Origin of the sequence: Vibrio sp. nBUS_14, from assembly GCF_051201655.1 — a bacterium.
Taxonomy (GTDB): Bacteria; Pseudomonadota; Gammaproteobacteria; order Enterobacterales; family Vibrionaceae; genus Vibrio.
Genome location: NZ_CP179206.1, coordinates 2,070,068 through 2,096,648, shown reverse-complemented (window position 1 = coordinate 2,096,648; position 26,581 = coordinate 2,070,068). Strand labels below are relative to the sequence as shown.

Below are 26,581 nucleotides of genomic sequence, written 5' to 3'. Positions count from 1 at the left end.
TTCTCCTAGTGATAACTGTTCGGGCCACGAACATTGCTATGAACAAGATTTGGCGTACTCGTGTTGTCTTTACTCAGTTGTCCTTCACGATTGTTTTTCAACAAATTGCTGATGAAGGTGTAATTGGATTTTGTCAGCATCAGCGCATCTTTACAGGCTTGCTCTAGGCGCGATTCGCCATAGGTTTTACTGAGGCTGAGCAAGCCAAGGCAGGAACGATAAGACTGCTCTGGATGAGGCTTGGAGTTCAGCATCTTATTGACGACTTCTCGTGTGGCTGGGCCGATATTGGCTCCCCAGCTAAGCAAGCGCCCTGGCGACCACTTCTGATGTTGATGGTTGCTTGGCATGTGCTCTGGTTGGGTGCTGTTTCCTCGCCCTCTTTGGCTACGTGGATGCTGGGCCACCAAGTTACCTTGATGGTAGATCTGCACCAGGCGATTAGAGGCTTCCAACTCGACATGGTGACCAACAAGTTGATGGGGAACCGAGTAGTAATGACGGCGATATTCGATGTGATAGTCAGGGCCAACTTTGGCTCGTTTAGTTTCGGTATACAGGTAACGCTGCCTAGGCAGTGGCTTTAATGCAGGTTTGTCGAGTTTATCGAACAGCGCTTGGCGGCTGGCGCCATACTGTTTCATCTCACGCTGATTTAACTCATTCATGAGTTCACGGATGGCGAGATTCAACTCTTTAAAAGTGTGGAAGGCTTGGTGTCGCAACCGCATCATGATCCAGCGTTCTACTAGGAGCACGGCATTCTCTGCCTTGGCTTTGTCTTTCGGTTTGTAGGGGCGAGCAGGCATCACGACTGTTTGATAGTGATTAGCCAGCTTTTGATAGCTGTCGTTCAGTCTCGGCTCATAACGATTGGCTTTGGTGACTGCGCTGCGTAGGTTATCGGGAACTAAGAGTTGTGGTACGCCACCGAAGTGTTCGAACGCATTCGCATGCGCCTCTAACCAGTAGGGCTTCCCTTGGCTGGGGAAGGCTTCAACATAAGTGTAATTGGACGCGCCTAAAGTCGCGACGAACACCTCCGCTTCGCGCACTTCGCCTGTGTCAGGGTTGACCACCTGAAGCCGAGGCCCACAGTAATCGATAAACAGTTTATCACCTGCAACATGAAGCTGGCGCATGCTGCGTTTTTGGGTTTTGAACCAACGAGTGAAGTGCTCGCAGAACTGAGTGTAAGCGTAAGCTTGCTCTTGATATTGCTCATGATACTCCTGCCAGAGCAGCATCTTTGTCATACCTTTACGCCTGAGTTCGACTGCGTATTGAGTGAAGTCTGGCATAACTTTATCTCGACTGACTTTCTTGCCGTGATACAGCGCCTGTGTGAGATCTGCATCGCTGCAACTGTCGGGTAGAGGCCAACCAAGTTGGCTTTGTTTAAAGCGAGTAAGGCGTTCTGATACGGTGGACGGGCCGAGTTTAAGGCAAGAAGCGATACCACGATTTGAGAGACCGCAGTCGTATTTAAGGCGTAATACCTCTTTGATTTTGTTCATTGGAGTTCTCTTTTTGGCCATTGTCGCTTCCTTTCCTTCTTGTTTAAGAAGTAAAGAATAGCGAGCTATTGATTTAAAAGAGAAAAAGGAAGGATTTCGGCCATTACGATCGCGGTTTTCGCTATTCCGATCACCGATTTCGGAGTTTGACTAAAAGTGATCGGATAATCGCGGAATCAGTGATCGGTTTAAACCGAAATGGGTGATCGGATAATCCCGAAATGACTGATCGGAATGCTCCGAAATATGCACAACGGTATCAGTGTTTTTCATAAGTTATTACATGGAATGGGGATATGAATCGATAAAAAGAGGGAGTTTAGATACGTTGGAGAAGGTCAAATTAAAAAAGCGGCTATCTTTACCTAAGAAGTTGTTACTTTTCGCTGGTGGGCTGTTGTTATAAGGACATACCAAGAACAGTTCGCATTTGGGTATAGAACACTCTAAGAATTCACGTAGCAATTGTAGTCTATGAGTTACTTTGTGAAGCAAACCTTTGATAATAGGAGATATTACGGTTGAGTAAACAGTGATTGCTGCCACTTTTACGCCAAGTGTCCATGGCACGGCATAGAGGTCTAGTTGTTTTTCAATTAACGCTTCAAATATCGCATAGCGCTCCTCGTCAAAACTATCTTTTAGTAGACCTTCAATATTTATGGGCGTGATCTCTTTAGAAAGTGGGCTGATACCTTCGATTACTCTCATATCTTGTTCAAGATAAGCAATCGTTTTGTCTGCCGCATCGATCTGATCATCAATGTTTGGTGGGGGTTCAACGCACGCTAAAGCATCGTCAATTACCTTATTGACGAGTTCTAGAAAATCTTGGTTCTGTGCGTCAGTGTCTATGGTGACTCCGTTAGTTATTACCTATTAACTGTTTGAACTAGGTATTAACGTTCATGAGATGGCTCAAGCCCTCTCAGATTGAAAAACCAGATTACTTAAGAGTCAATGTACTCATAATCTGTACCAAATTAGTGGTTAAAGATACGTCTAGGACGTGCTACTTTTTGTTACTTTTTTGTTTTTTGCTATTCTGCGCTAATACCCCCTTTAGAGTCATTCCTAGATAAATCAGTTCTAGTAAAAATTGTTGCTGATCACCTAACGAGTAGGCTTCTACCAACTTATATATCCTGTAACCGATTTTCCCTAGTGAGCCTTTGTGCTCGTTCAAATGTGTTAATAGTTCAAAAAAGACCTTCTTCATATGCGAAATACTCGTGCTTATGAGAAGGGCTGAACTGGTTTTCAAGTCACACACGGAAAAGATGTGACAATTTAGATATGGGGGCTATTGCTCTAGTTTCAATGCAATTGTGAATCTCTTACTAGATTAATATTGCCTCAACTTTCTTTAGGCTCTGTACTACAACCCAAATATAAGTAGTAACCGTTTGATTTGTAATTGCTAGACTGATGGCTATTCAGTAGTATTCATACCACTTTCTCAATACCTTATCTGTATGGCTACCCTATGAAAGAACTTGTCAATGCAATCACACAAGCCTCAATAAACCGACTTAGAGCACCTTTTCTTGGTTCTTTCATATTGGCTTGGTTAGCCGTCAATCATGTGTTTGTAGTCGAGTTCTTGTTTAGTTCTTCGGAGGATAAGATTGTATTAGCGAAGAGTAATAGCCTCGATTTCTTAAGGGATGCTTTTTACCCGTTGGGTCTTGCTTTGCTGTATACGTATGGCTTGCCATTCATTCAGCATTTAATTGACGGTAGCAAGCATCGATGGATTGATAGAAAGCGTATCGCTGACCACCATGGACGAAGAGCAGATGAATATAGGCTTCAGATGGTAGCGAGTGAGTATCAGGCGAAGTCTAGCCTTAGTTACCAGCAAGACAAGTTAAACCGAGATTTAGACAATTGGGAGCAACAAAGAGAAGAGTACGAGTCTCGTATAGAAAACCTGAATACTCAACTTGAATCGGGCACAGAGCAACTAACTTTAATCACTGCTGAACTTGAGAAGACTAAACAGGAACAACAGTTGAACGCAGAAAAAGTTGAGTTCTTAACTAAAGAGAGAGAAGAGCAGAAAAGACAAATCGCCGAGACCTCAGAGTACTACATTCGTTATGAAGAAAGTAAGAAAGAACTATCTTCACATGCCAGTAAAAACGAAGAACTTGAATTAGAACTGAAATCTATGAAGGAAAGCAGTAAGGTTTTAGAAAATATAGTGTTGGCGTTACACGACTCATTAGAGAGTTCGGATCAACAGATAGCGTCGAATCTAAAGGCTGAACTACTACATAGAAAAGGGATAGCGCCAGAAGATATTGCGGTAATTACCAAATCGTACCAAAAGAGAGTCAAAGATAGCAGAGATAAGTTGACAGCCTATCGTCCAATGTTAGCCAATATTCGAAAAAGGCACACAGAACAATATTCTGACAAAAAATCATTTAGTGCCATAAAGTTAAATGCTTAAACTAGCAAAATCTAATAATTCGATAGCCTTGGCAAGTTGTTCAGGGCTGTACTCCTTCCCGTATCTACCATAAGTCATTGAATCGTTGTGATGTCCCAATATTGCAGCAGCCACATGATAATTAACTCCACTTCTCTTGAACTCAGTAGCCATGGTATGACGTATAGAATGGAATGTCTTACGCTCACGTTCTTTTGGTGTTAGTGCTTTGTCACGTTGCACTGAGAACCATTTTGATGGGTATTTGCTATATCCATCGGTCTTAAGGTATTTGAGGGTAGGGAACAACCTACCACTTTGCTGTTGGACGTAATCAATAAAACCTTTCTTGATGAGGCTAGAATGGATTGGAATGGTTCTATATGCACTTTGAGTTTTGAGTTTTTGATCTTCGTAGTCAGTACCAAAGTGTATACACCAAACGTTATCCATCAGCCTTATATCTGAGCAATATAATTGGCACAGTTCATTAAGTCGAGCACCAGTATATAGACCGATCAATGGTATCCACTTATGCCATGCTTCTCTTGGCTCATTTTGGAAGACATCTACAGAGAAGATTTTCTTGAGGTCGTCCTTTGTAAACGCTCGACGCTGTTCGCTCGCTTTGGTTTCTTGTTTTACACCGAGTTTAGTAAAGGAGTTCTTTTGGGCTTTTTCGTTGAGTACGCACCAATCAAAGAACCCAGAAACAACTTTAAAGGTGTCATTGATTGTATGGGTTCCAATTGGTTTATGGCCAAGTTCAATGATCTCAACGAAAGACTTGTTCTTGTACTCAGGGTTACGAGAAAGGTTAGGCGGTAACTTGACTAGAATAGACTTAAACTCTAAAGCGTCAGATCGTTTAAGCGAGTCGATTGGTTGGTCATGAACAATATCGACTAGAAGGTTGAGTCTTGCTTGGTAACGATCTAGTGCTTTTTTCGATACTCCATCGATTCGTTTTGCTTCTAAGAATTCAGAAACACAACGCGAAAGGTTTAGGCTACTAGGCATTTGTATTGAGTTGGCAGTGTTAAACTTGTGCGAGAAGTCGGGTAGGTTTTTACATTGAATTGTTTCGAACTCAATATCGAATTGAGCAGATAGTTTACGAGCAAGGATCAGCGCTTGACGTTTATCTTTGGTTTGAAGAGAGAACTTTAGGTGTTGTTTCCCATTGTAGCGAGACTGAAGGCTTTTAGGGATTCTACGTTGGAAGTAGTAGGTGTTATTGCGGCTTACAAGGTGCATATGTATATCACTTATGTAGCGCAAAATTGACTAATTACTGGGTTAAGTTAATATAAAACAACGAGTTATGCTTTTATATTACGGTCTCCAGAGGTTCCTCCAACGACAGTCCTCACTTTTCTGGATATCTCCAGCACAAAGCGCCTGAAAGATTTACTTCTTCGGCGGGTTAATCTAACTAAGTGTTAAAGTTTAGTTAAAAACCACTCTCCTGCAGTCTTCATTGGAACAATTACCTAAATAATTAGGTAATCTGTAGGCGTATCCTAGATCATATAAAATGTGATGTCAGCTACAAAATATCTGTTTGCTTAAATGTCGTTCGACTAAATGATCAAACAACGAGTCTCTGACGTAACTTGCTTGTTTAAATGGTATAAAATAGAGAAACAAGGAGGAGTTATGACTCGATTAATAGCGATTGTTTTTTTATTGGCTTTGGCATTTGTGCTGTTTCGTTACCGGACAAACGAAAAACTGCAAAAAGGGGTAGTGATTGTTATCGTTAGCAGCTTCCTTTTGTATACTGCCAGCTTGATGGTTTCGGAGTTAACCCGTTAAATTTGTCTGAGAGCAGATAGGATTAACGTGTTAGCAAAGCTCAAGTGATTCTGACTTGAGCGATAGGTTTAACTGAGCCTACACCAATCAGTATTGGCATTAGTGTCAGTGACCGCGTAACGTTAAACATATTTTTGGGAGTACCCGCTAGTGAACCAGCAGTCTGGAGAAAGCGAACAAGATGAAGTGGTTGTTATTGAAGAACGCGATAAGCGTAGTCAGCTTTATATCGGTATTGCTGCGGTTTTAGGTTTAGCTCTGGGTGGATTAATCGGTTCTACAGTGACGGCTTCCAAGTGGGAGTCTACTTATCAGGTACTCGAAACTCGTTATCAAGAACTGCGCGAAAGCAAAACCGAATTGATGACGTCTGTTGAAGCTAAGGTGGCAAAAGTCGATACTGAGGTCGATGCGAAAGTAGAAGTCGCTTTAATGAAACAGACAGAAGCGCATCAGAAAGAACTGAAAGATTTAGAAAAGCAGTCTGCCGTTTTAGAAAAAGCTAATTATTCATTAGAGCAACAGCTTAATGAGCAAAAGCGGACACTAGAAGAAACTCTGCAAAATAATCAAAATCTGAATCGTCAAGCTGACATGCAATCGATCCTTTTTGAACGTTCACGTGAAGTCTTCCGAAAAGAATTACAGATCTCTCAAGAGCTTGAAAAACTTGAGAAAGAAAGAAATGAGCTTGAGCAAAGCCTTGGTTCATTGAAAAAGGCGTGTGATGTTTTCTTAGATGGCACCTCATGGGATGCGAAATCTGACGCTTGTGAGAAACAAGATAACGCGAACTCTCGACTGAGTGATATCAGACAAATGATTGAAGTTCACACCATGGATCTCAAGCAAATTAAAACACTAACTGAAGAGATGGGTTTATAAGTTCAGGTGCTTAGCACACTCATAAGTAAGCCTGTTTGCTAGCGAATGTGTGACAGCAAATATTCAAACGCCCACATCATGAAAATGGTGTGGGCGTTTTTCGTTACGACGATCTATAGTATGTGGCGAATACGTTGAGACTATTTCTGAAGGGGATCTGGACTAGTTTGTAAGTGTTGAATAAACATCGATATTTTCTTTGCTAGATGTTTTCGCGATGCATAAAACGCATATAAAACTAAATCTTCAGGTTTATGCTCGAGTTCTACGACCTCTAAAGATCCTGCTTTGATCTCTTCAACACAGGCTTCGATTGGCAGTATAGAAAATCCAAGGCCAGCTAAGGCACCTGCTCTGGCAAGGCTTCCACTATTTACTCGAAATGAAGAACTAACTTTTTGCGTAATAAGCTCTCCTTCCGTGCTTCTAAATACCCAAGGCGTTCCACTCAACGTTGTTAAACTACTGATACATGGGACGTGGACTAAATCTGGTATTTGATATGGACGTTTGGAGTCTTGAATTAACTCCGGCGATGCAACGACAGCACTTAGCCAACGTCTAATTTCTCGGGCTATCCAATTGCTGTCTGGTAGCTTGCCTCGGCCAAAGCTCAAGATAAGATCAAAGCCATCGAGTAGATCGTCTTTAGGACTTAAACTCGTGTCACAACACAATGAAACTTTGGGGTGCTCAGTACAGAATGAAATGACAGCCTGTGCGAGTGCGGGTGTGTCTGGCATCAATATTCTTAGTTGTCCCTCTATGCCGTGTGAATACCGAGTTACTTCCTCTAGCGCTTCATCAAGTTGACCCAATAAAGGTTGTGTCGATTGGTATAGCTTCTCGCCAGCTTCTGTTGGCGCAATCTTACGCGTGGTTCTTTCAAACAGCCGAGTATGGAGCTTTTCCTCTAGCAAGGCGATGTGGCGGCTAACGTTTGATGTTGGTAAATCTAAAAACTCCGCCGCTTTTTTAAAGCTGTTGTTCTCAAAGACACAGTGAAAGCTTCGAATCCATTGTTGTTCTATTTGATTAATCATCTTTATCCCGAAATATTGGATTATGAAACCAACAATAGCCACTTTGTTGACCTGTTTCACTTTGTACAATAACACCATTATCAATCAATAAAGTAGAGTAAAAATTGTTAAGTACAAATCGAATTAAAGCATTATTTCTAATTAAGTATTTAATGAAATTCAAGGCTTTATTACCAAGTCGTGCCATTTTATGTTGTTTTGTAATCCACTTTCTAGTCGCTCTAGATGCTCTTATTATTATCCCGTTAAGTTCAGCAATCAGCTTGAATTTAAGAGATGATGCCTCGCAAGCAGGCTACCTTGTTTCAGCCTATGCTATCGCGGCTGCAGTGATATGTTTATTCACTAAAGGCAGTTTAGACCCGAATAGAGAAATTAAACGAGTCTATATTTGCGTTGTAGGTTTAGCTGTAACGACGTGGTTGACATCAGTGGCCTCAGATTTTGATCACTTGATCGTTTATAGAATGCTCTCGGGACTATTTGGTGGGGCTTTAGCCGTTCTAAACTTGAATTATCTTACGTTGATCTCTTGTGATGACGATAGAAAGCGAAACATTGCTGTCTTACTGAGCTCGTTTCCATTGGCGTTAAGTGCGGGCGTACCGGCGCTTATCATGCTGTCTTCAATGGGAGAATGGCAACTCAGTTTTCAGGTTATTGCAGGATTACTGTTGCTGATTGGCGCTGTGGTATCTCTGTCACCATCTATTCAATTAAAAGAGGGGTCTGCGGAATCAGAATTCACTGATAATCACAAGTTTAAGTTAGGTGACTATTTATGTAGTCGGGATCTTCGTTTTGCAATTGTGTTGGCTTTCAGCGCTGTACTGGGTACTTTTCTGGTCTCTACGCAGTTCCCAGTGATGCTTGAGGTGAACCTCGGAATATCAGCAACGTTATTAGGATACTGTTATGCCATCAGCGGAACCTGTTCCTTCATAGCGATGCAAGCTTTCGCACGTATTAGGGGGACTGATAAAGCAATTTTTCGCCTCATAGTGTGTTTATCATTGGGCATGGTCATTTCTATCGTTTGGGGCTTTGGTTCGCTCAATGTGGTCAGCGCTGCTGTGGCTTTTGTTGTCTTTGTCGTGGTGAGCTCTACTCGGACTTTAGTTCTATCTGTTGAATTAATTAACGCTCTTAGCGTCAATAAACGCATGCTTTTGATTCGTTTACAAAGTTCGTTGCAACATTTTGCTGTGGGTTTTGGGGGATTGCTCAGTAGTGCTCTGGTACAGCCACAATCTGATGCGTCTTTGGATTTTAATACCTTGATTTATGTGGCGGTTGGTATCGTGCTTTGTACTCCCTGTCTTTGGGTTGCTTACAGCAGAGGACTGGGCTTGAATGATGCAAAGTGAGTGAAAGTGTTCATATGGGTGAGTTGAATATTGGGTGACTTTGCACGCATAATTACTCGCTAGGGAAATAGCATAATGGTGGGGTTCAAGGATGAACACGCGGTCTGTTGTCATTCTGTGATTAGACTATTTTAAGGGACTAAGGAGGGGAGCATGCCTGAATATAAGTGCGAAACGTGTACTATTGCTTTAATGACTGTTACTCGCTGCTAGCTCGACGAGAACATAGAGAGATCGAAGAACCAACTGAGCGAGAAAAAGTAGAACAATCTACCGAAGTATTGGAGCAAGAAAACACAGACGCAAGTTAGCTATTGAAACCTTAAGGCATGCCACAAAGCTTTTCATTCAGACATAAAAATCCCCACAAGCAAAGCCAGCAGGGATTTTAGATATGTTGCAGTCCTGTTCTCGCTTTCTCAAGCAAAGGGTCTTACAAAAATTTTTAGAACAGTGTTATTAACGACAATCGTGAGCTATTTGTCGTAAGTCTTGATTTCACCTGATTTCACACGAGTAACAAATGATTGCAGTTCTTTTTTCACAACTGGCATCAAGAAGTACAGACCAAGAATGTTAAAGATAGACATCGCAAAGATAGCCGCATCAGAGAAGTCGATTACCGCACCAAACTGAATCGTCGCACCAATAACAACAAACACAGAGAACATCACTTTAAAAATCAGTTCCGTTGTTTTGCCTTCACCAAATAGGTAAGTCCAAGCCTTAAGACCGTAGTATGACCAAGAAATCATTGTCGAAAACGCAAACATGATTACCGCGAGAGCGAGTGTGTATTTAAACACTTCTGCAGTTTCAGTAAACGATGCAGCAGTCAGCGTCACACCCGTTAAACCTGTTCCATCGAATGGACCTACGTTTAAGCCAGCGATAGTGATAACCAATGCTGTCATTGTACAAATGATTACCGTATCAACAAATGGTTCTAATAGTGATACAAGACCTTCCGTGATTGGTTCTTTTGTTTTTACGGCTGAGTGAGCGATTGCTGCTGAACCTACACCAGCTTCGTTTGAGAACGTAGCACGTTTCAGACCTTGGATTAACGCACCAATAAATCCGCCAACCACGCCTTCACCGGTAAATGCACCTGTAAAGATGGCACTGAACGCAGGACCCACTTGATCAAGGTTAGAGCCGATAACAATGAGAGCCATACCGATATACAGAGCAGCCATCCAAGGAACAACTTTTTCTGTTACCGAAGCAATAGAAGGCATACCGCCAACAATAACTGAAAATACTAAGGTAGCGAGTACAAGCCCTGTGATAACACCGTATTCACTAGGCACATCAAATGCGTAAGTGAGCATGGCATGTGCTTGGTTCGCTTGGAACATGTTACCGCCGCCCAATGCACCTAAAATACACATTAACGCAAAACCAATAGCAAGGACTTTACCTAGTCCGCCTAAACCTCTTTCACCAAGACCTTGGCTTAGGTAGTACATTGGACCACCCGAAACAACACCTGAAGGTAGGATAGTTCGGTATTTTACACCTAAGGTGCACTCACAGAATTTAGAAGCCATGCCTAGAAGACCACACAAGATCATCCAGAATGTTGCACCAGGGCCACCAATTGCAAGTGCCGCACCAACGCCGGCAATGTTACCAAGCCCGACGGTTCCAGAAAGAGCCGTTGTAAGAGCTTGAAAGTGAGAAACCTCGCCATCCTCTTTGGAGTTAGGGTCGGTATACTTACCTTTGATAATGTCTATCGCCATACCAACACGTTTAAATTGAACAAAGCCAAAATAAACAGTGAAGATAATCGCGGCGAGCAAGAGCCAACCAACAATGATTGGGAAATTTGCTTCACCGAGCGGAACACTTTTAAATATTAATCCAACGAACCACCCTGTGTAGTCATTGAAAAAACCATCAACACTTTTACTTAAGTTACTGATACCTTGGCTAAATGATCCTTCTTCTGCAAATGCACTGGAACTAAACAATAATATAAACCCAAAAAATAATTCACGTATGTTTTTCATGGCTTTCCCTATCTTTTTATTAAATTATATTTGCTACTGTTGTGTTTGTTTTCTATTTGATTTTTATATTTTAGTGATTTATCTACTTCATTTGACGGCAACACAAACGGCTGTATCTAGGTCGAAAAACGAAATAAAGATAAGTACTGATCTTGCTTTGTATGGATATCCTTTTGCTATGTGAACCAATAAGACTATGGTATTCGGCCTACCAAGCCCTACTGATAATCCTATACATAAAAACAATACCCTCAAAGATATTTTTACAATAAATTTACAATTTTTCGGGTTTTGTCATTGTTTTGGAATAAGTCGATGCTTTTTAGGTTGAAAAAGGCATATGCAGTAGCTGTTATAGCGACCAGCTAAGGTGAAGTATAGTGGGGGATCACAGGGAAGTCGGCGAGTTTGATTATTCGATATGTGCTTGTGAAGTGTTTAAACCATTGATGGCTGAAGATGGAGTGAGGCCAGAGGGCATTAAAAAGGCCCTTTATCAGAGTCTTTTTAATGGTTTACGATGAGCATGAGCATGAGGCTTAGCGTTTAGATACTAGCGCTACACGGATCCAGTGATATGTTTACTCGACTTGTGGTAAAGCTTAAGTGCTAATAACGCCCCCCATAAAGCGACTTGTTCCCATAGTAATGTCCATTGAGACGCGACTTCTTGCCAAGATGCACCCATCTGATTAAGCGCTAAGAAACCTTGGATAGCTGGTGTGCTTGGGAATAACTGTGACAGCAGTACTAACCATTCAGGCATCATTTCAACAGGCCAGATAAAACCTGAAGAGAAGATAAGCGGCATGGAACTGATTAACACCACAACCGTGACTAACTCTCTTCTTGGAACCAGCTCACCAACAAAAATCCCAATCAAACAACTGCCCAATAAGAAGGGCAGCAGTAAAGTCAAAATGTTTGTTATGGAGGTAAGCAGGTTAATGCCATACATCGAAAAGCTTGCGCCGAAGTAATACATCGACAACAGGTAATAAATGCCAACTAAGGTACAACAGCGAGCAAGCATCAGTTTCGCTGGAGAGGTCTTACTCCAATAGCCAAACGTCGATTGAGCGTTTTGTGTTGCACCGACTAAGCCAGAAGCCATAGCCAAGGTTTGTTGTAGGATCAACACAAACACCGCTGGAACCACGTAATCGATGTAGCCCATGCGACTATTGAAGGTTGGTTTCAGATTCAAGCTAAACGCGCTGTAGCCTTTTGCAGCCGATTCTAACGGCACACCTTCGACTAACAAGTGGCTGACTTTTACTTGCGCAGCTAACGTGCCGCCTGCCTTGGCAAGCCCTTCAACAATGGTTCCGTAGACCAAGAAGTAAGATGCATCACCAGCGTAAGAAAGCGTCGGGCTCTTACCTAGGAGCAGGTCTTTATAGAAGTTCTCTGGGATGACGATGAACCCGCCAATCTCTTGATTAAGAACAGCTTGCTTAGCACCGGCGATGGTGGAGTCACGGCGTACCAAGTCAATTTGAGACGTGGCATCTACCATTCTTTCTAACTGGTAGCTGCTTTGGCTCTTATCCAAGTTCACAACGGAAGCTTTAAGCTGTTGAGGAACTTGGTTTGCGTAAGGCAATGGATACAAGAATGAATAGAAGACCACACCGCCGAACACAGTCAGAAGTACAACGGGATTACGCAGTACCGCTAAGAGTTCTTGTTTCAGCAATTGAGTAAAGCTCATTGTTTTACTCCTTGTTGTTCTGATGCTTTTGGCTGTGTTGACGATGTTGCTTTTGCAGATAGATCTGCTTGCACCAAGTGCTTCTTAATCAACAAGATCACCACGAAAGCAGGAACTGCGTACCACAACATAGAGGAGAGGCTGATCAGCGATTGTGCCGAGCTCACGCCATAACTGGATTGCGCTGTTTGTACTTCGATGTAGTGGCTCGCTGGCAGTAAGCTTCTCCAAACTTGAGCCGCCGTGTTCATGTCGGTTACTGGGAAGGTAATTCCCATGAACGCGAAACTTGGCGCGGTGAAAGCACCCGCAAAACTCATGGCTCTCGCTGGATCAAGCGTTAAGAAGAAAAACAAACAACCCATGATGATACAACTGATGACAGTAAGCAATTGGGCGATCGTCAGTGCCATAAAGCTACCATTGAATGGCCAGTCGAGTAGGCCATAGAACCAGAAGCTAAAGGCAACTCCAAACGCCAAAAACATTACCATATAAGGCGTTAATGTTGATGCCAGTGACTTGATAGGAGAGTTCGATAGCCATGCTTTCAAACCGCGAGCTCGTACGTTTGCAGTCAATACTAAAATCGTGCCGACGACTATCATGATCTGCCATAACGCAGGAATTACGGCTGATACCAAGAACTGCGCATAACTGGTGTTCTTATTAAACAATGGCGTGATCTGGCTTTGCACCGTGACTGCTTGCCCCAATGCCGATAGCACTGTGGTATCACCGTGTGAAAGCTGTCTAACCACTTCGAGTTGCGCGTTAAATGTACCTTGAGCCTGCAGCAGAGCCGAGTTCACCAGTTTTCCGATCAAGATAAATTGACTGTTATAGAACACGGAAACTTGCGGATTTAATCCTAGGTAGATATCTCGGTCAAAGTGTCTAGGGATGACAACATAGCCGTAGATATCGTGTTCAATCATAGCCTTAGCTGCTTCGCTAGCTGAGCTGTATTTCTGACTCACTTGCAGCGTCGGTGACGCATCAACTAAGCGCGTGAACTGTTGCGAAATTTTGCTATGTTCAAGGTCAACTACCGCAACAGGTAAATCACGGGCGATGCCTTGTGAAAAAATCAGCCAAATACTGGCAGCAAGAAGCAAGGGTACCCAAGTTAGACACGACAACAACCACTTGTCTTTGCGGACAATCGTCCACTGCCTAAGCAATGTATTTTTCACTTGACGGTGATCCGGTGATTGCGCGCCTGTAGAGCGAAAGTTAGCAGACATACGTCACCTAAAGCTCAACCACTAGGCTCATGCCCATACGCAGTGTTTCGTTGGTATCGACAGGGTGCGCTTCTACTTCAAAAGTGCGTAAGTCGAAGCCTTGTGCTGCGTCTGTTGAACGCCAAGTCGCGAAATCACCCATTACGGCAATGTGAGTCACTTGGAAAGTTAATGATTTATCCAGAGCTGGTAGGTATGCCTCAAACTGGCTGCCTTTCTCGAAATGCTTCAACATATCTTCGCGAACGTTGAGCACAGCCCATGCGTCTTGAGTATCGATAACAGTGACAACAGGGAAGCCTTGTGGGGCTAACTCACCACTGCTTAGCAATACTTGAGCCACTTCACCGCTAAACCAGCTGTGGATCTGAGTGTCTTTTGCGTACGCTTCTACTTCTGCCACGGTACCGGCTGCCATCAATGCTTTTTGAGCCGCTGCGACTTTGGTTTCGTCACGAGCGCCTTCTTGTGCCAGTTGGTACATTTGGAAAGCGGCACTCTCTGTGTATTTCGCTGCTTGCCACTGTGTTTTGGCTTCGTCACGTTTTTGCTCTGCAACCACACCATCGTTGTAGAGGTTATTGACGCGTTGGTAGGTTTTGTCCATAAGATCGGCTGCCGCTTTTGCTTTCAACCATTGGTCTTTAGCGGCTTGGATTTGCTGAGTACGGGCACCATTCTCTGCTTGTTTTGCTAATGCGCCAGCGGCTTTTTGACCTGCTTTTGCTTGTTCTAGCTTCGCGTCAATCTCAGGGCTAAGAAGAGAAAAGATCAATTCGCCTTTTTCAACTGAATCGCCTTTACGCACGAATATTTCATCAATTCTGCCAGGTACTTTCGATGAGATGCTGTATTGCTGCGCATCGATTTGACCTTGAAGCTTAACCGGCTGAGGTTGGTAAGCTTGGTAGAAACTGTATCCGACCCAGCCAATAACGCCGATACCAACTAAAGATAGAAGAAGGGGCTTAATAGGTTTCATGAATTATCCTTTTGACTGGCTATCGGTGTCTGTTTTTGAGTCGAAGTCAGACGGAACAGAAGAAGTTAAGTAACTCGAATAAGCGTTCATTTCGCTGGTTAGCGCCAAAAGCTTGTTGAGAGAGATTAGGTATTTGAATCGTGCAGCAGATTGTTGAGTTTTGATGCTCGCAAGATAAAGCTCAGCATCAACCACTTCTAACGAGTTAGAAAGCCCTTGAGTGAACGCCTTTTTACGAAGCGACAGATTCTCTTCAGCCAAAGAGAGGCTTGAATTGAGGCCTTGAACCTCTTCAATCGCTTGGTTTGCTTCAAGGTAAGTTTTTTGAACCAACACGGTTAAGTCTTGCTTAGCTTGAGATTTAAGGAATTGAACTTGCGATACCGCGCTATGAGCCGCTGCGACTTTGTCTGAGCGACCAGAAGTATCGATAAGCGGGACGTTCACACCAATGCCGACTAACCAATCTGGTTTCATTTCACTGGCGAGCGAGTCATCTTCGTAAAGGCTGTAATCACCGTATAGGTAAACTTCAGGGTAGTATTTACCTTTCTCTGCCTTGATTAAGCTGCTTGCTTGTTTCTCTTTTGCATCAAGGATCTTAAGACCGGGGTAGGTCATGAGTGTTTGATCAATAAACACATCCATATGAGGTAGGTTTTTGTTGATAAATAGTTGCTCTGAAGGTTCAACGTTTTGGCTTTGACCGAGAATTTGGGTAAGGGCTAATTGAGCAATCTTAAGATCATTCTCAGCCTTGGTGCGTTCCACTAACGCTTTATCTAAAGAAGCATCCGCCTGAAGGCGTTCTACTCGTGCAATTTGTCCTTGCTGTTCGAGTTTGATAGCGAAATCACGGTGTTGAGTTAAGCCTGCTTCAACGGCTTGACGTGTTTTGACTACATCTTCCGCTAAGATCACCGAGAAGTAATACTTACTTAAGTCTTCGTAGCGAGCTTGTCTTTCCATCAACAACTGGCTTTGCGCTTCTTCGCTTTTACCTTCGGCAGCAGTCTGCGCAGCGGTAATTCGTCCGCCGGTAAAGATAGGCCAAATAGCACGGATGGAAGAGCTGAAGATGTCTTGCTCGGTGATGGTTGAGGTAACACCACCTAATTGCGCTAAGAAGGGAGCAAATGCTGGATTTACTCCGCTTAAGCTATCACCGAACTGTTCACCATTAATGGTGACGTCACTATCAAGGTGAGTGTAGTTTGCACCTAAGGTCACAGAAGGAAGATTAAGGCTTCCGGTTGCGTTTTGAAGATGTTGATAACGCTCAACATTTGCTTGTTGAGCAGCAAGAGAGTTGTTGTTCTCTTGTAATATTTGCCACGCTTCTGGGAAAGAAAGCGGGGCTGCATAGCTTGGCGCGCCGATAGTACCGATAAGAATACTGGCAATCGTAAGGCATCGTAATTTTGGTTTGGTCATCTGCATTAAATACCAGATTAGAGTATTAGCTCTAATGTTAACAAGGGAATCATCATTTGTCTTGAGTTGATTGTCTCACATGAATCGAAACTCTCATAACTCGTTAATTAAATGTAATAAGTTATGTGATATGGATATTAAAGATCACTGAGACGAAAAGAGCATGACAAAGTGTGCTCTTTTCGTTCAGTATAGAAGCGTTTATTACAAAATTAAGGGCTCTATTTGAAGCTTGCGCAATGGTGATCGGCACGCCACACCAATTGTCTTGAACCTTGCATGGTTTGTAATAAATCTCTACCTGACATTTGTGGGAAAGCTAACAACACTTTTAGGTCGAGTGGGGATGTCTCGTCCTTCTCATAAGCTCTGACATGAGTAAAAGTAGATTGTAAGTTTTTGAACAGCATAGCCTTAGTAAGGCAAATTCCAAAATTATCGCGTTTCATTGCCTGGTTTCCTTTTCAACAATGTTTGTACGTTATGTTTTTTATCCGGTTTAAATTCGACAGTGCCACGCTTGGCATCATTGGCTCGTATTCGGTGTTATTCCCTATTAACACTTGAGCGTCTTCACCTAGCGTTAGATGAGAATGGGAGGAGAGCTTGCCCATCCACACAGTTTAAGTCTGGTGATTCATAACTGCTCATACTGATAAGTGTATTATTGAAGTGATTGTTGCTGACCTGTTAACCGATTTGGCTCGGTTACAACGGTGTCTTGAAAGTGCGACTCATCACTCACCATCAAAGAACTCCTTCATATGCAACTATTATAGTTGTATTTATTTTAAACAACCTAAAAAACACCTAAAAGCTTAGTGATCTAGCTCAATATTTAATCGTTTGTTTGTCTTGTTAAGTTAATCCGTTCTAAAAATGAGCGATTTGTTGGGCTGTATAACGTAAAGCAATATCAATTAATAACATGCTCAATTATTTAGTTGAGTAACAGTCACAAATTCGTATAAGCAAAAAGGCCAGGAGATTAACTTGGTGTTAACATTGTCCGTTAAGCACTAGGGACGGTCTTATATGAAATGGAGTTATATCAGTTTCCGCAAAAGGTTACTGATTATCATGACGGTAACTGGCCTCGTTGAACTTTTGATTCTTTCAGCAGCAGGTTTTTATTACATCAAACAATCTCAAGAACAAGAGATGGGTTTGAAGGCTTTGGGCGTTGCAGAGTTTCTTTCTGAATCACCACGCGTTATCCAACTTATTCAAAAGAACAATGCTATATCCGATGGCAAACCTTACGTTCTGACTACTCAAATCCAAGATAAATACCGAGGTCTTACTGAGCTCATTGGAGCAGCCTTTATTGTGATTGGTGATGAAAAGGGTATTCGACTGATACACCCTTATGATGACAGGCTTGGAAAGCCTATGCGTGGTGGTGACAATCAGAAGGCTTTGGTGTTGGGTGAGTCTTATGTATCGACGGCTAAAGGATCGCTCGGCTTCTCCGTCCGTGGTAAATCTGCCGTAAAAGACCAAAACGGTAATGTGATTGGAGTGGTCTCGGTGGGTTACCTACTGGATTCTCTCCAAGACAGAATTGAACCTTATTTAGCCTTTTTGATCGTCATGGCATTGCTGGTGGTTGCGGTTAATGCGGTGATTTCCAGCTATGTATCTCGTCGTTTTCAACGCGCTATTCTCGGCTTTGAGCCAGAAGAGATTGGCCGCTTATACGTAGAACTTGATGTGACCATGAGTACCGTGAAAGAGGGCATTTTAAGTATCGATAAGAACGGTATTTTGCGATCAATAAACAAAAGCGCCTGCGATATTTTGTCTATAGACCGAGATAAAGCACTCAATCAACAACGTCTATCTGATGTGTTGGTGGGCAGTGACTTAGAGCAGCTGTTATCGACGGGCGATACCGATCACGATGTTGAATTGTACCTGAACAATAAGCGAATCATTGCCAACCGCAGCCTAATTATAGTGGCGGGTGAAGTGGTCGGTGCGGTGTCCAGTTTCCGATTACGAGATGAAATAAACGATTTAACCGATCAGCTTTCTCAAACAAAAGAGTATGCAGACTTACTTCGTTCGCAAACGCATGAACATCAAAATAAGCTCAATACGATCAGTGGCTTGATTCAAATGGGCGAGTTGGACTCTGTTCAACAATTGATTGGGCAAGAAACCGCTCATTACCAGAACTTAATTGAGTTCTTAAGAGAGACAGTGAAAGATCCACTGATCGCGGGCATGCTTTTAGGCAAGACAGAGCGAGCAAGAGAGATTGGTTTAGAGCTTAAAGTTGAAGAAGACTCAAGGCTAGAGGCATTACCAGTTTGGTTAAACGCAGAGGATGTCGTGACGATTCTTGGCAACCTGGTTGATAACGCATTTGATGCCACCATGATGGCAATTAAACAAGAAGGCCCAATAGCCCCAGCTCGTCGCGTAATCGATGTGTCGATCAGCGATTTTGGCAATGAAATTATAGTGGAAGTCGAAGACAAAGGGTGTGGTCTGCCAAAACACTTGGCAACCAACGCACTGACCGAAAAAGGCGTATCGAGTAAAGCAAAGCAGAACCGAGGTGTTGGTTTGTATCTCATTAAGCAACTTGCCGATCGTTATCAAGGGCAACTAGAAATGGTTGATAACCTTGACTTTGGGTCACGCATGACAGTGTATTTACCGAAAGAAGAACAACAATAATTAAGCACGGAGCGATCGAGTGAAGATCGTCGTGACAGGAATACAATGGTTAAAGGAAGAACATAAATGAACGCAATCACGAGAGTCATGGTCATTGAAGATGATATTGCGATTGCAGAGCTTCACCATCGCTATTTAGAACAGATGGGTGGCTTTGATGTGGTCGGGATTGCGACCACACAGTCTGAAGCGTTAATGCAGTTAGATATCTTAAAACCTGATTTGGTTTTATTGGATGTGTATCTGCCGGACGGATGCGGACTTGATATTTTGAACCATGTTCGAGGTAGTAATCAGGGCTGTGATGTGATTCTGATTACCGCAGATCGAGATGTCGACACACTGCAACAGGCGATGCGCGGCGGAGTGGTCGACTATCTACTGAAACCTGTGATGTTTCCTCGATTGGAAGCGGCGCTGAAAAAGTACCAATCGCAACAACAAGAATTTGAAAGTGTGTCTGACTTAAACCAAGGCTTGGTCGACAAGATGCTGCAAGCCAATGCCAAGGCAGATTCTCGAAAGGTTTCTACGTTACCGAAAGGGATCGATGGTGTAACGCTTGATAAAATTAGAGCTATTTTTCAGCAAGCCGACATCGCAGATATTACTGCGGATGAAGCAGGCGAACGCATTGGAGCAAGCCGAACGATAGCTCGACGCTATTTGGAATTTCTTATCACAACTGGCGAATTAGTGGCTGACTTAAACTATGGCACAGTAGGGCGGCCTGAACGTTGCTATAACAAACCGCGAAAGTAGTCGCGCTCAACAAATATGACTTCCCTAAGACAGATAACAACAGACACAATCCCGTAATTTTTTAACTGTAAAACAAGTTGAATAAGAACGGTTTACTTTTTAACACCAATCTACTACTCACTCCACAGACCAGATGGCATTCTTTCTTTACTACAATGTTTGAGAATGCCGATTTACTGCTATTTCGACCTTTGTGAACTTCGCTATCGATTAGAATTTGTTCGAAATGAGTCAATATTTAATCGATTGCTTTCACAGTGGTTGATGTAAATCAAATACTCATAGACAATACTGTCCCGAATAGAGGTGATAGCATTCACCCTCGTTTACCAAACGCATTCTCAAGTGTAATAGGCACTCGCTATTGATGTAATAGCTAAGACCTATTATCTATTTTCGTATGTCGCTGATACCTTTGGCGAATACTAAAAACCTTGTTTTTATAGGAAAGATGATGGTAATACCTGAAAACAGCAGCATCGTTATTTTTGGTGCGTCGGGAGATCTAACTTACCGTAAGTTAATTCCTGCTTTGTACCACCTGTATGCTAGCAATCAACTTCCAGAATCCTTTGCGATTCTTGGAGTGAGCCGTACTGAGTACAGCGATGAGTCTTACCGTGAGAAGCTGAAGAAGTCTCTTCAGGAAATGGAAAAAACTGAGCCAGAGACGCTGAATGCATTTATTGAACATCTGCATTATCAAGCGATCAACACTTCAGATTTAGACGATTACGCTCGTCTAGCACAACGTCTGGATAAGCTTGAGCAAGACTACCAATTCGAAAACCATAACACATTGTTCTACTTGGCAACCCCGCCAAGCCTTTATGGTGTGATTCCAGCAAACCTTGCTGCACATGGTCTGAACGATGAGAAGAACGGCTGGCGTCGTCTGATCATTGAGAAGCCATTTGGTTACGATCTAGCATCAGCTCAAGCACTGGATGAAGAGATCCATCATCACTTCCAAGAACACCAGATTTACCGTATCGACCATTACCTGGGTAAAGAAACGGTACAAAACCTTCTAGTGCTTCGTTTCTCAAACGCGATGTTTGAACCACTGTGGAACCGTAACTTCATTGAATACGTTGAAATTACAGGTGCTGAGTTCCTTGGCGTAGAGGAGCGTGGCGGATACTACGACGGTTCTGGTGCAGTTCGTGACATGTTCCAAAACCATCTACTACAAGTATTAGCAATGGTTGGTATGGAGCCACCTGCGCAAATCAATGCGGATTCAATTCGTGATGAAGTGGTTAAAGTACTTCAGTGTCTCAAACCACTGGAAGAAGATGACTTACGTAAAAATTTGGTTCTAGGTCAGTACACTGCATCAGACGTTCGTGGCCAGCACTTACCTGGTTATCGTGAAGAGCCGGGTGTAGCAGATGACTCTCGTACTGAAACGTATATTGGTCTTAAAGCACACATCAACAACTGGCGTTGGAATGGGGTTCCTTTCTACGTACGTACGGGTAAACGCTTACCAACGCGCGTAACGGAAATCGTGATTCACTTTAAGAACACACCTCATCCAGTATTTGGTCAAGATGCACCAGAGAACAAACTGATTATCCGTATCCAACCGGATGAAGGTATTCAGATGAGCTTTGGTTTGAAAGAGCCAGGTGCAGGTTTCAAAGCAAAAGAAGTGAAAATGAACTTCTCTTACTCTGATCTACCTGAGACTCAGATGCTAACGGCTTATGAGCGTCTTCTTCTTGATGCACTGAACGGTGATGCGACTCTGTTTGCACGTACAGATGCAGTAGAAGCATGTTGGAAGTACGTTCAACCGATCTTGGATTTTAAGCAAGACCCTCAAGCACTGTTTGGCTATGCTTGTGGTACTTGGGGCCCACAAGAAGCCGATGAGCTTCTGCAGCGTGATGGCCGCGCATGGCGTTTCCCATGCAAAAACTTAACAGACACGGATTACTGCGAACTATGATCAATCACAAGATCTTTGCAACGCCTGAATTAGTCGTTGAAAACCTAGCAAACGAAATGAAAGCTTACAGCGAGCAGGGTAAACCTGTTCACATTTCACTGTCAGGTGGCAGCACGCCAAAAATGCTTTTTAAGCTTTTAGCTCAAGCACCATACGCAGAAGGCATTCAATGGAATAACCTTCATTTCTGGTGGGGCGATGAACGTTGCGTGGCACCAGTCGACGCTGAAAGCAATTACGGTGAAGCAAACGCGCTATTATTTTCAAAACTAAAAGAATTGACTCAAGTAAACCTTCCTGCTGAAAACATCCACCGCATCCGTGGTGAAGATGAGCCAAAAGCAGAAGCAGAGCGTTTCGCAAAAGAGATGGCAGACGTGATTCCAACAGAAAACGGCACACCTGTTTTCGATTGGATCCTGCTAGGTGTTGGTGCAGACGGCCACACAGCTTCACTATTCCCGGGTGCAACTGACTACCAAGATGAGAACCTATCTGTATTAGCTTCTCACCCAGAGTCAGGCCAGATCCGTGTTTCTAAAACAGCGAAAGTTTTAGAAGCAGCAAAACGAATCAGCTACCTAGTACTGGGTGCAGGTAAAGTTGAGATCGTTAAAGAAATTCATACAACTCCTGCTTCAGAACTGCCTTACCCGGCAGCGAAAATCCAGTCTAAAACTGGCGAAACAGAGTGGTTCCTAGATTCAAATGCAGCAAGTGCTATCGCATAAGTGCGAATAGCCGCAAGGAGATAAAATAATGAAAGGTGATATCGGTGTAATTGGCCTAGCAGTAATGGGTCAGAACCTTATCCTAAACATGAACGACCACGGCTTCAAAGTTGTGGCTCACAACCGTACTGCTGCGAAAGTAGACGAGTTCCTAGAAGGCCCAGCTAAAGGTACTAACATTGTTGGTGCTTACTCTTTAGAAGAGCTAGTTGAGAAACTAGAAGCGCCACGTAAAGTGATGCTTATGGTTCGTGCTGGTGACGTTGTAGATACGTTCATCGACAAGCTTGTACCACTTCTAGATAAAGGCGACATCATCATTGATGGTGGTAACACTAACTTCCCAGACACTAACCGTCGTGTTGCTGCTCTTCGCGAGAAAGGCATCCATTTCATCGGTACGGGTGTTTCTGGTGGTGAAGAAGGCGCTCGTTTCGGTCCTTCTATCATGCCTGGCGGTTCTCCTGAAGCTTGGGAAGCGGTTAAGCCTATCTTCCAAGGTATCTCTGCGAAAACTGACGCAGGTGAGCCTTGTTGTGATTGGGTTGGTAACGACGGTGCTGGTCACTTCGTTAAGATGGTTCACAATGGCATCGAATACGGTGACATGCAGCTTATCACTGAAGCATACCAGTTCATGAAAGATGGCCTAGGTATGAACCACGACGAAATGCAGGCTGTATTTGCTGACTGGAACAAAACTGAGCTAGATAGCTACCTAGTAGAAATCACTGCTGACATCCTTGGCTACAAAGATGAAGACGGTGAAGCGCTAGTTGAGAAGATCCTAGACACTGCTGGCCAAAAAGGTACAGGCAAATGGACAGGTATCAACGCACTAGACATGGGTATCCCACTGACTCTAATCACTGAGTCTGTATTCTCTCGTTGCCTATCTGCGCTTAAAGACCAACGTGTTGAAGCTGAAAAACTGTTCGGCAAGACTGTTGCTCCAGTTGAAGGCGACAAGCAAGAGTGGGTTGATGCAATCCGTCAGGCTCTACTTGCTTCTAAGATCATCTCTTACGCTCAAGGTTTCATGCTAATGCGTGAAGCGTCGAACGAAAACGGCTGGGATCTAAACTACGGTAACGTTGCTCTTATGTGGCGTGGCGGTTGTATCATCCGTTCTGCATTCCTAGGCAACATTCGTGATGCTTACGAAGCGAACCCAGAGATCGCTTTCCTAGGTTCAGATGCATACTTCAAAGGCATCCTAGACAACTGCATGGGCGCTTGGCGTAAAGTTGCAGCTAAGTCTATGGAATCTGGCATCCCAATGCCATGTATGACTTCTGCACTAACGTTCCTAGACGGCTATACAACAGCTCGTCTTCCAGCGAACCTTCTACAAGCTCAACGTGACTACTTTGGTGCTCACACTTACGAGCGTACTGACCGTCCACGTGGTGAGTTCTTCCACACAAACTGGACTGGTACAGGCGGCGATACTGCTTCTACAACTTACGACGTATAATCGTAAGTTAGAATCAGTTAAGAACACGTTCGTTCTTTCAGTTGTAAACTAGAAAACAAAAGGATGCCAATGGGCATCCTTTTTTGTTGTTTCGCGTTTTCTTTGGTCTACACAACCAAGAATTCCTAGCTCAAGCAATCATGACCTGTGACTGAGTATCGTCGTTGTATTGCTCTCGAATTGCCATAAAGTTGTCTAGGTTCTGTTTAAGGGCTTTAACACATTCTGGGTCGAATATTAAACCGTTGTGCGCTTCAATATATTCAATCGCTTCATTGAGTGTCCATGCGTGCTTATAGGCTCTTTTGCTCATTAGCGCATCAAACACATCGGCTAATGTCACGATGCGGGCTTCGAGCGGTATTGCTGTGTTACTCAAAGCATCAGGTAACCCTGTGCCATCAAACCGCTTATGATGATTGCGCACGATATTTTTAATGAACTGTATTTCGTCAGCACACATAGAGGTATGGTAATTGACCATTTTGAAATTAAATTAAAAGAAAAATAGGATCACTGGCATGCTTTATGCCATCATAAAGGCATAGATAAGGGCAATGGATGTAATGCCCAAGTGATTGAGCTAGAAGTGGTCAGTGATGACGGTGTTCTAGAGTAAATTCAAGGCCTTTAGTTGCCTTGGAAAAGGTAATATTATGACTGAAGAAGAAAGAATCGAACTGCAACAGAACAACCCTCTGCATGGCTTGAAGCTAGACACTATGATCACTGAATTAGTGGATCATTATGGTTGGGAAATTTTGGATGCAGCAATGCGCATGAACTGCTTTAACACTAAGCCGACAGTAGCAAGTACCGTTAAATACTTGAAGAAAACAGAGTGGGCTCGTGAGAAAGTAGAGAACTTCTACCTTTACCGTTTCAAGCGCATGCCTAAAGCTTCTGATATCGAATACCAGATGCCTCCTCGTTCACGTACATTCCGTCACGGTTTAGAGCCTCGTGAGCCAATGGAATTGACGGTTGAATCGATTCTAGCATCACAAGCTAAAGCGGCATCTGCATTTAAAGAGCGTCGTGGCGGCAACGGTCGTAACTTCCGTCGTTAATAGAAAGGCGTCGCTAGTTTTAACGTCTCTATGTAAAGGCGTAAGTCGATCATCGTCAGATAGACGAAGCCTTGACTGTAAAATACAAAAGGAGCCTAAGCGCTCCTTTTTTAATGGGTGTCGCTTTAGTCGTTTGCCTTAAGCTTCGCGATTCTTTCTTTGATTCTTCCAAAGGTCAACGACATAGACAATGGCACTGATCAGTAGGAATAGCGCTGACACAGAAAACAGAGCGGGCATTTTTAGAATCCACGCGAATGTGGCAGTAAGAAAACCGACGAAGCAAATGAGTCGACTTGATGACATGATATGACCGAGTTTTATGTTCATAACGCCTCCTAATTAACTCTCACTCTCGACAGGAGAATTATCCCACCTTTGGGAAAATAAAGGCTAAAAACAGTCTAAATTGTTATCAAATTTGCTAATTAAACGGCTCGTCTCACACATTTTGGTTTGGCAATTTTATAGTTAATAAAATAGCCAGTGGGGTGTTTGAGATTTCTTTGATACCTTTCAACGTTTAACGTTTAACGCTTTACGTTGTGTTCTGCTAAAGGAAACCGTGATTACTGCTAGAAGTAGTTCGAATAAAAGCTAGTTGGCCTAGAATCTATTTCGCATAAAACCTAGTTGGTATAGAAAAAGTAAGCGGTGATCAAAAAGCTAGCAATGGTCACTGTGGTACGAACATATTGTTGAGGAATGCGGCGCGAGACTTTTGCCGAATAGTAACCACCGACCAATGTCCCAAATAAAACGGCCATGCCTGACGACCAATCAATCGAACCATTCACAACAAAGAACACGATTGCTGCAAGTGATGCGCATGCCGATACCAACAATTTGATGCCATTCATCACGTTGATATTGGTATACCCTGCCAGTGCCAAGTAACTCAATGTTACAATGCCTAAGCCTGCATTAAAATAACCACCATAAACACACACGATCAACAGTAATACGGCTGAAAAGAACGTGCCTGCGCTGGTGGCGTGCTTATGTTTCGCAGTTGCTTGTTTCAGCCATTTGTTGAGTGTGCCACCAAAGGTAAAAAGCAGAGCGGCGAACAGCAACAACCAAGGAACGGATTGAGTAAATAGCGCTTCTGGTGTGTGTAGTAGTAAAAATGCACCAATGCCGCCACCTATTACACATAGCCCGACAACGAGTTTGAGTTGTTTGGTGCCAGATCGAATTTCATGGCGCAGTGCATAGGCGCCACTGATGTAGCCAGCACATGATGCAAAGGTATTGGTCGCGTTGGCCGCAATCGGAGGCACGCCAGCAAACAATAGAGCAGGGAAGGTGATGAAGCTGCCTCCACCAGCAATAGAGTTAAGTACACCGCCAATCACACCTGACAAGAATAGAATCAACCAATCCATAGTTTTAGAATCCAATGCGTTAAATGATGAATCACCTTACTTGATT

The 26,581-nt window shown here is 43.2% G+C and carries 22 protein-coding genes, 1 pseudogene and 1 riboswitch; of the genes and pseudogenes, 10 read left to right on the top strand and 13 right to left on the bottom strand.

The genetic code is table 11. From position 1 onward, the window contains the following. Window positions 1-5 precede the first annotated feature (5 nt). Both istA and ACMAZD_RS09840 read right to left on the bottom strand, forming a co-directional pair. The gene (istA, locus tag ACMAZD_RS09845; RefSeq protein WP_435247096.1) at window positions 6-1,538 is read right to left on the bottom strand and encodes an IS21 family transposase; all 1,533 of its coding nucleotides are present in this window, start codon (window positions 1,536-1,538) and stop codon (window positions 6-8) included. 258 nt (window positions 1,539-1,796) lie between these two features. Then, the gene (locus tag ACMAZD_RS09840; RefSeq protein ID WP_435247095.1) at window positions 1,797-2,228 is read right to left on the bottom strand and encodes a hypothetical protein; all 432 of its coding nucleotides are present in this window, start codon (window positions 2,226-2,228) and stop codon (window positions 1,797-1,799) included. Window positions 2,229-3,003: 775 nt separating this feature from the next. Here ACMAZD_RS09840 and ACMAZD_RS09835 point away from each other — a divergent pair. Further along, window positions 3,004-3,975, top strand: a complete 972-nt coding sequence (locus ACMAZD_RS09835) for a hypothetical protein (RefSeq protein WP_435247094.1) — start codon at window positions 3,004-3,006, stop codon at window positions 3,973-3,975. On the opposite strand, the gene ACMAZD_RS09830 is transcribed toward ACMAZD_RS09835, so the two are convergent. Continuing rightward, window positions 3,964-5,211 (bottom strand): DUF6538 domain-containing protein, encoded by a 1,248-nt coding sequence (locus ACMAZD_RS09830; protein ID WP_435247093.1) that lies wholly within the window; start codon window positions 5,209-5,211, stop codon window positions 3,964-3,966. The two genes, ACMAZD_RS09835 and ACMAZD_RS09830, sit on opposite strands and share 12 nt — an antisense overlap. 96 nt (window positions 5,212-5,307) lie before the next feature. Next, window positions 5,308-5,435: riboswitch (glycine riboswitch) on the bottom strand. 178 nt (window positions 5,436-5,613) lie between these two features. Between ACMAZD_RS09830 and ACMAZD_RS09825 the strand changes: the two genes are divergently transcribed. After that, a complete protein-coding gene (locus tag ACMAZD_RS09825; protein WP_435247092.1) occupies window positions 5,614-5,772 on the top strand; it encodes a hypothetical protein in 159 nt (52 codons plus the stop codon). Window positions 5,773-5,922: 150 nt separating this feature from the next. Next, window positions 5,923-6,657, top strand: coding sequence for a chromosome partitioning protein ParA (locus ACMAZD_RS09820; RefSeq protein WP_435247091.1), 735 nt, complete (start codon window positions 5,923-5,925; stop codon window positions 6,655-6,657). A 140-nt stretch (window positions 6,658-6,797) separates the two neighbouring features. Here the strand turns inward: ACMAZD_RS09820 and ACMAZD_RS09815 are convergent, their stop codons facing one another. After that, window positions 6,798-7,700 carry a LysR family transcriptional regulator gene (locus ACMAZD_RS09815; protein ID WP_435247090.1) on the bottom strand — a complete coding sequence of 301 codons (903 nt, stop codon included), beginning with the start codon at window positions 7,698-7,700 and terminating at the stop codon, window positions 6,798-6,800. 104 nt (window positions 7,701-7,804) lie between these two features. On the opposite strand from ACMAZD_RS09815, the gene ACMAZD_RS09810 reads away from it, so the two are divergent. Beyond that, entirely contained in the window at window positions 7,805-9,067 is a 1,263-nt protein-coding gene (locus tag ACMAZD_RS09810; RefSeq protein ID WP_435247089.1) for an MFS transporter, read from the top strand. Between the two features lie 476 nt (window positions 9,068-9,543). Here ACMAZD_RS09810 and ACMAZD_RS09805 read toward each other — a convergent pair whose 3' ends face one another. The 6 genes from ACMAZD_RS09805 to ACMAZD_RS09780 form a co-directional block, all read right to left on the bottom strand. Then, a complete protein-coding gene (locus ACMAZD_RS09805; RefSeq protein ID WP_435247088.1) occupies window positions 9,544-11,085 on the bottom strand; it encodes an alanine/glycine:cation symporter family protein in 1,542 nt (513 codons plus the stop codon). Window positions 11,086-11,644: 559 nt separating this feature from the next. After that, window positions 11,645-12,799 carry an ABC transporter permease gene (locus ACMAZD_RS09800; protein ID WP_435247087.1) on the bottom strand — a complete coding sequence of 385 codons (1,155 nt, stop codon included), beginning with the start codon at window positions 12,797-12,799 and terminating at the stop codon, window positions 11,645-11,647. Next, a complete protein-coding gene (locus ACMAZD_RS09795; protein ID WP_435247086.1) occupies window positions 12,796-14,046 on the bottom strand; it encodes an ABC transporter permease in 1,251 nt (416 codons plus the stop codon). The genes ACMAZD_RS09800 and ACMAZD_RS09795 overlap by 4 nt, the downstream gene beginning before the upstream one ends. A 7-nt stretch (window positions 14,047-14,053) precedes the next feature. Then, a complete protein-coding gene (locus ACMAZD_RS09790) occupies window positions 14,054-15,028 on the bottom strand; it encodes an HlyD family secretion protein (protein ID WP_435247085.1) in 975 nt (324 codons plus the stop codon). Window positions 15,029-15,031: 3 nt separating this feature from the next. Continuing rightward, complete coding sequence (locus ACMAZD_RS09785) at window positions 15,032-16,468, bottom strand: TolC family protein (RefSeq protein ID WP_435247084.1); 1,437 nt, start codon at window positions 16,466-16,468, stop codon at window positions 15,032-15,034. Window positions 16,469-16,683: 215 nt separating this feature from the next. Then, window positions 16,684-16,911, bottom strand: a complete 228-nt coding sequence (locus ACMAZD_RS09780) for a hypothetical protein (RefSeq protein WP_435247083.1) — start codon at window positions 16,909-16,911, stop codon at window positions 16,684-16,686. A gap of 586 nt (window positions 16,912-17,497) precedes the next feature. On the opposite strand from ACMAZD_RS09780, the gene ACMAZD_RS09775 reads away from it, so the two are divergent. The 5 genes from ACMAZD_RS09775 (at window position 17,498) to gnd (ending at window position 24,077) form a co-directional block, all read left to right on the top strand. After that, window positions 17,498-19,150: an ATP-binding protein gene (locus ACMAZD_RS09775; protein ID WP_435247082.1), complete on the top strand. Its 1,653-nt coding sequence runs from the start codon at window positions 17,498-17,500 to the stop codon at window positions 19,148-19,150. A gap of 66 nt (window positions 19,151-19,216) precedes the next feature. After that, entirely contained in the window at window positions 19,217-19,912 is a 696-nt protein-coding gene (locus ACMAZD_RS09770) for a response regulator (RefSeq protein WP_435247081.1), read from the top strand. 454 nt (window positions 19,913-20,366) lie between these two features. After that, a complete protein-coding gene (gene zwf / locus ACMAZD_RS09765; protein WP_435247080.1) occupies window positions 20,367-21,869 on the top strand; it encodes a glucose-6-phosphate dehydrogenase in 1,503 nt (500 codons plus the stop codon). Beyond that, complete coding sequence (gene pgl, locus ACMAZD_RS09760) at window positions 21,866-22,600, top strand: 6-phosphogluconolactonase (protein WP_435247079.1); 735 nt, start codon at window positions 21,866-21,868, stop codon at window positions 22,598-22,600. The genes zwf and pgl overlap by 4 nt, the downstream gene beginning before the upstream one ends. Before the next feature lie 28 nt (window positions 22,601-22,628). Beyond that, window positions 22,629-24,077: a decarboxylating NADP(+)-dependent phosphogluconate dehydrogenase gene (gene gnd, locus ACMAZD_RS09755; protein WP_004733587.1), complete on the top strand. Its 1,449-nt coding sequence runs from the start codon at window positions 22,629-22,631 to the stop codon at window positions 24,075-24,077. A 130-nt stretch (window positions 24,078-24,207) separates the two neighbouring features. Here the strand turns inward: gnd and ACMAZD_RS09750 are convergent. Continuing rightward, a pseudogene (locus ACMAZD_RS09750) lies at window positions 24,208-24,558 on the bottom strand (HD-GYP domain-containing protein); the annotation flags it as partial. 175 nt (window positions 24,559-24,733) lie between these two features. On the opposite strand from ACMAZD_RS09750, the gene ACMAZD_RS09745 reads away from it, so the two are divergent. Further along, entirely contained in the window at window positions 24,734-25,147 is a 414-nt protein-coding gene (locus ACMAZD_RS09745; RefSeq protein WP_435247078.1) for a VF530 family DNA-binding protein, read from the top strand. A 138-nt stretch (window positions 25,148-25,285) separates the two neighbouring features. Here the strand turns inward: ACMAZD_RS09745 and ACMAZD_RS09740 are convergent, their stop codons facing one another. Beyond that, entirely contained in the window at window positions 25,286-25,477 is a 192-nt protein-coding gene (locus ACMAZD_RS09740) for a hypothetical protein (RefSeq protein WP_435247077.1), read from the bottom strand. A gap of 299 nt (window positions 25,478-25,776) precedes the next feature. Beyond that, a complete protein-coding gene (locus ACMAZD_RS09735; RefSeq protein WP_435247076.1) occupies window positions 25,777-26,535 on the bottom strand; it encodes a sulfite exporter TauE/SafE family protein in 759 nt (252 codons plus the stop codon). Between the last annotated feature and the right edge of the window lie 46 nt (window positions 26,536-26,581).

Bases quoted from the DNA above. Each gene is read 5' to 3' on its own strand.
- pgl (WP_435247079.1), top strand. From the start codon at position 21,866: ATGATCAATCACAAGATCTTTGCAACGCCTGAATTAGTCGTTGAAAAC.
- gnd (WP_004733587.1), top strand. From the start codon at position 22,629: ATGAAAGGTGATATCGGTGTAATTGGCCTAGCAGTAATGGGTCAGAAC.
- ACMAZD_RS09785 (WP_435247084.1), bottom strand. From the start codon at position 16,468: ATGCAGATGACCAAACCAAAATTACGATGCCTTACGATTGCCAGTATT.
- ACMAZD_RS09800 (WP_435247087.1), bottom strand. From the start codon at position 12,799: ATGAGCTTTACTCAATTGCTGAAACAAGAACTCTTAGCGGTACTGCGT.
- ACMAZD_RS09805 (WP_435247088.1), bottom strand. From the start codon at position 11,085: ATGAAAAACATACGTGAATTATTTTTTGGGTTTATATTATTGTTTAGT.
- ACMAZD_RS09780 (WP_435247083.1), bottom strand. From the start codon at position 16,911: ATGAAACGCGATAATTTTGGAATTTGCCTTACTAAGGCTATGCTGTTC.
- ACMAZD_RS09740 (WP_435247077.1), bottom strand. From the start codon at position 25,477: ATGAACATAAAACTCGGTCATATCATGTCATCAAGTCGACTCATTTGC.
- ACMAZD_RS09770 (WP_435247081.1), top strand. From the start codon at position 19,217: ATGAACGCAATCACGAGAGTCATGGTCATTGAAGATGATATTGCGATT.
- ACMAZD_RS09830 (WP_435247093.1), bottom strand. From the start codon at position 5,211: ATGCACCTTGTAAGCCGCAATAACACCTACTACTTCCAACGTAGAATC.
- ACMAZD_RS09790 (WP_435247085.1), bottom strand. From the start codon at position 15,028: ATGAAACCTATTAAGCCCCTTCTTCTATCTTTAGTTGGTATCGGCGTT.
- ACMAZD_RS09835 (WP_435247094.1), top strand. From the start codon at position 3,004: ATGAAAGAACTTGTCAATGCAATCACACAAGCCTCAATAAACCGACTT.
- zwf (WP_435247080.1), top strand. From the start codon at position 20,367: ATGGTAATACCTGAAAACAGCAGCATCGTTATTTTTGGTGCGTCGGGA.
- ACMAZD_RS09825 (WP_435247092.1), top strand. From the start codon at position 5,614: ATGACTCGATTAATAGCGATTGTTTTTTTATTGGCTTTGGCATTTGTG.
- istA (WP_435247096.1), bottom strand. From the start codon at position 1,538: ATGGCCAAAAAGAGAACTCCAATGAACAAAATCAAAGAGGTATTACGC.
- ACMAZD_RS09745 (WP_435247078.1), top strand. From the start codon at position 24,734: ATGACTGAAGAAGAAAGAATCGAACTGCAACAGAACAACCCTCTGCAT.
- ACMAZD_RS09795 (WP_435247086.1), bottom strand. From the start codon at position 14,046: ATGTCTGCTAACTTTCGCTCTACAGGCGCGCAATCACCGGATCACCGT.
- ACMAZD_RS09775 (WP_435247082.1), top strand. From the start codon at position 17,498: ATGAAATGGAGTTATATCAGTTTCCGCAAAAGGTTACTGATTATCATG.
- ACMAZD_RS09735 (WP_435247076.1), bottom strand. From the start codon at position 26,535: ATGGATTGGTTGATTCTATTCTTGTCAGGTGTGATTGGCGGTGTACTT.
- ACMAZD_RS09815 (WP_435247090.1), bottom strand. From the start codon at position 7,700: ATGATTAATCAAATAGAACAACAATGGATTCGAAGCTTTCACTGTGTC.
- ACMAZD_RS09840 (WP_435247095.1), bottom strand. From the start codon at position 2,228: ATGAGAGTAATCGAAGGTATCAGCCCACTTTCTAAAGAGATCACGCCC.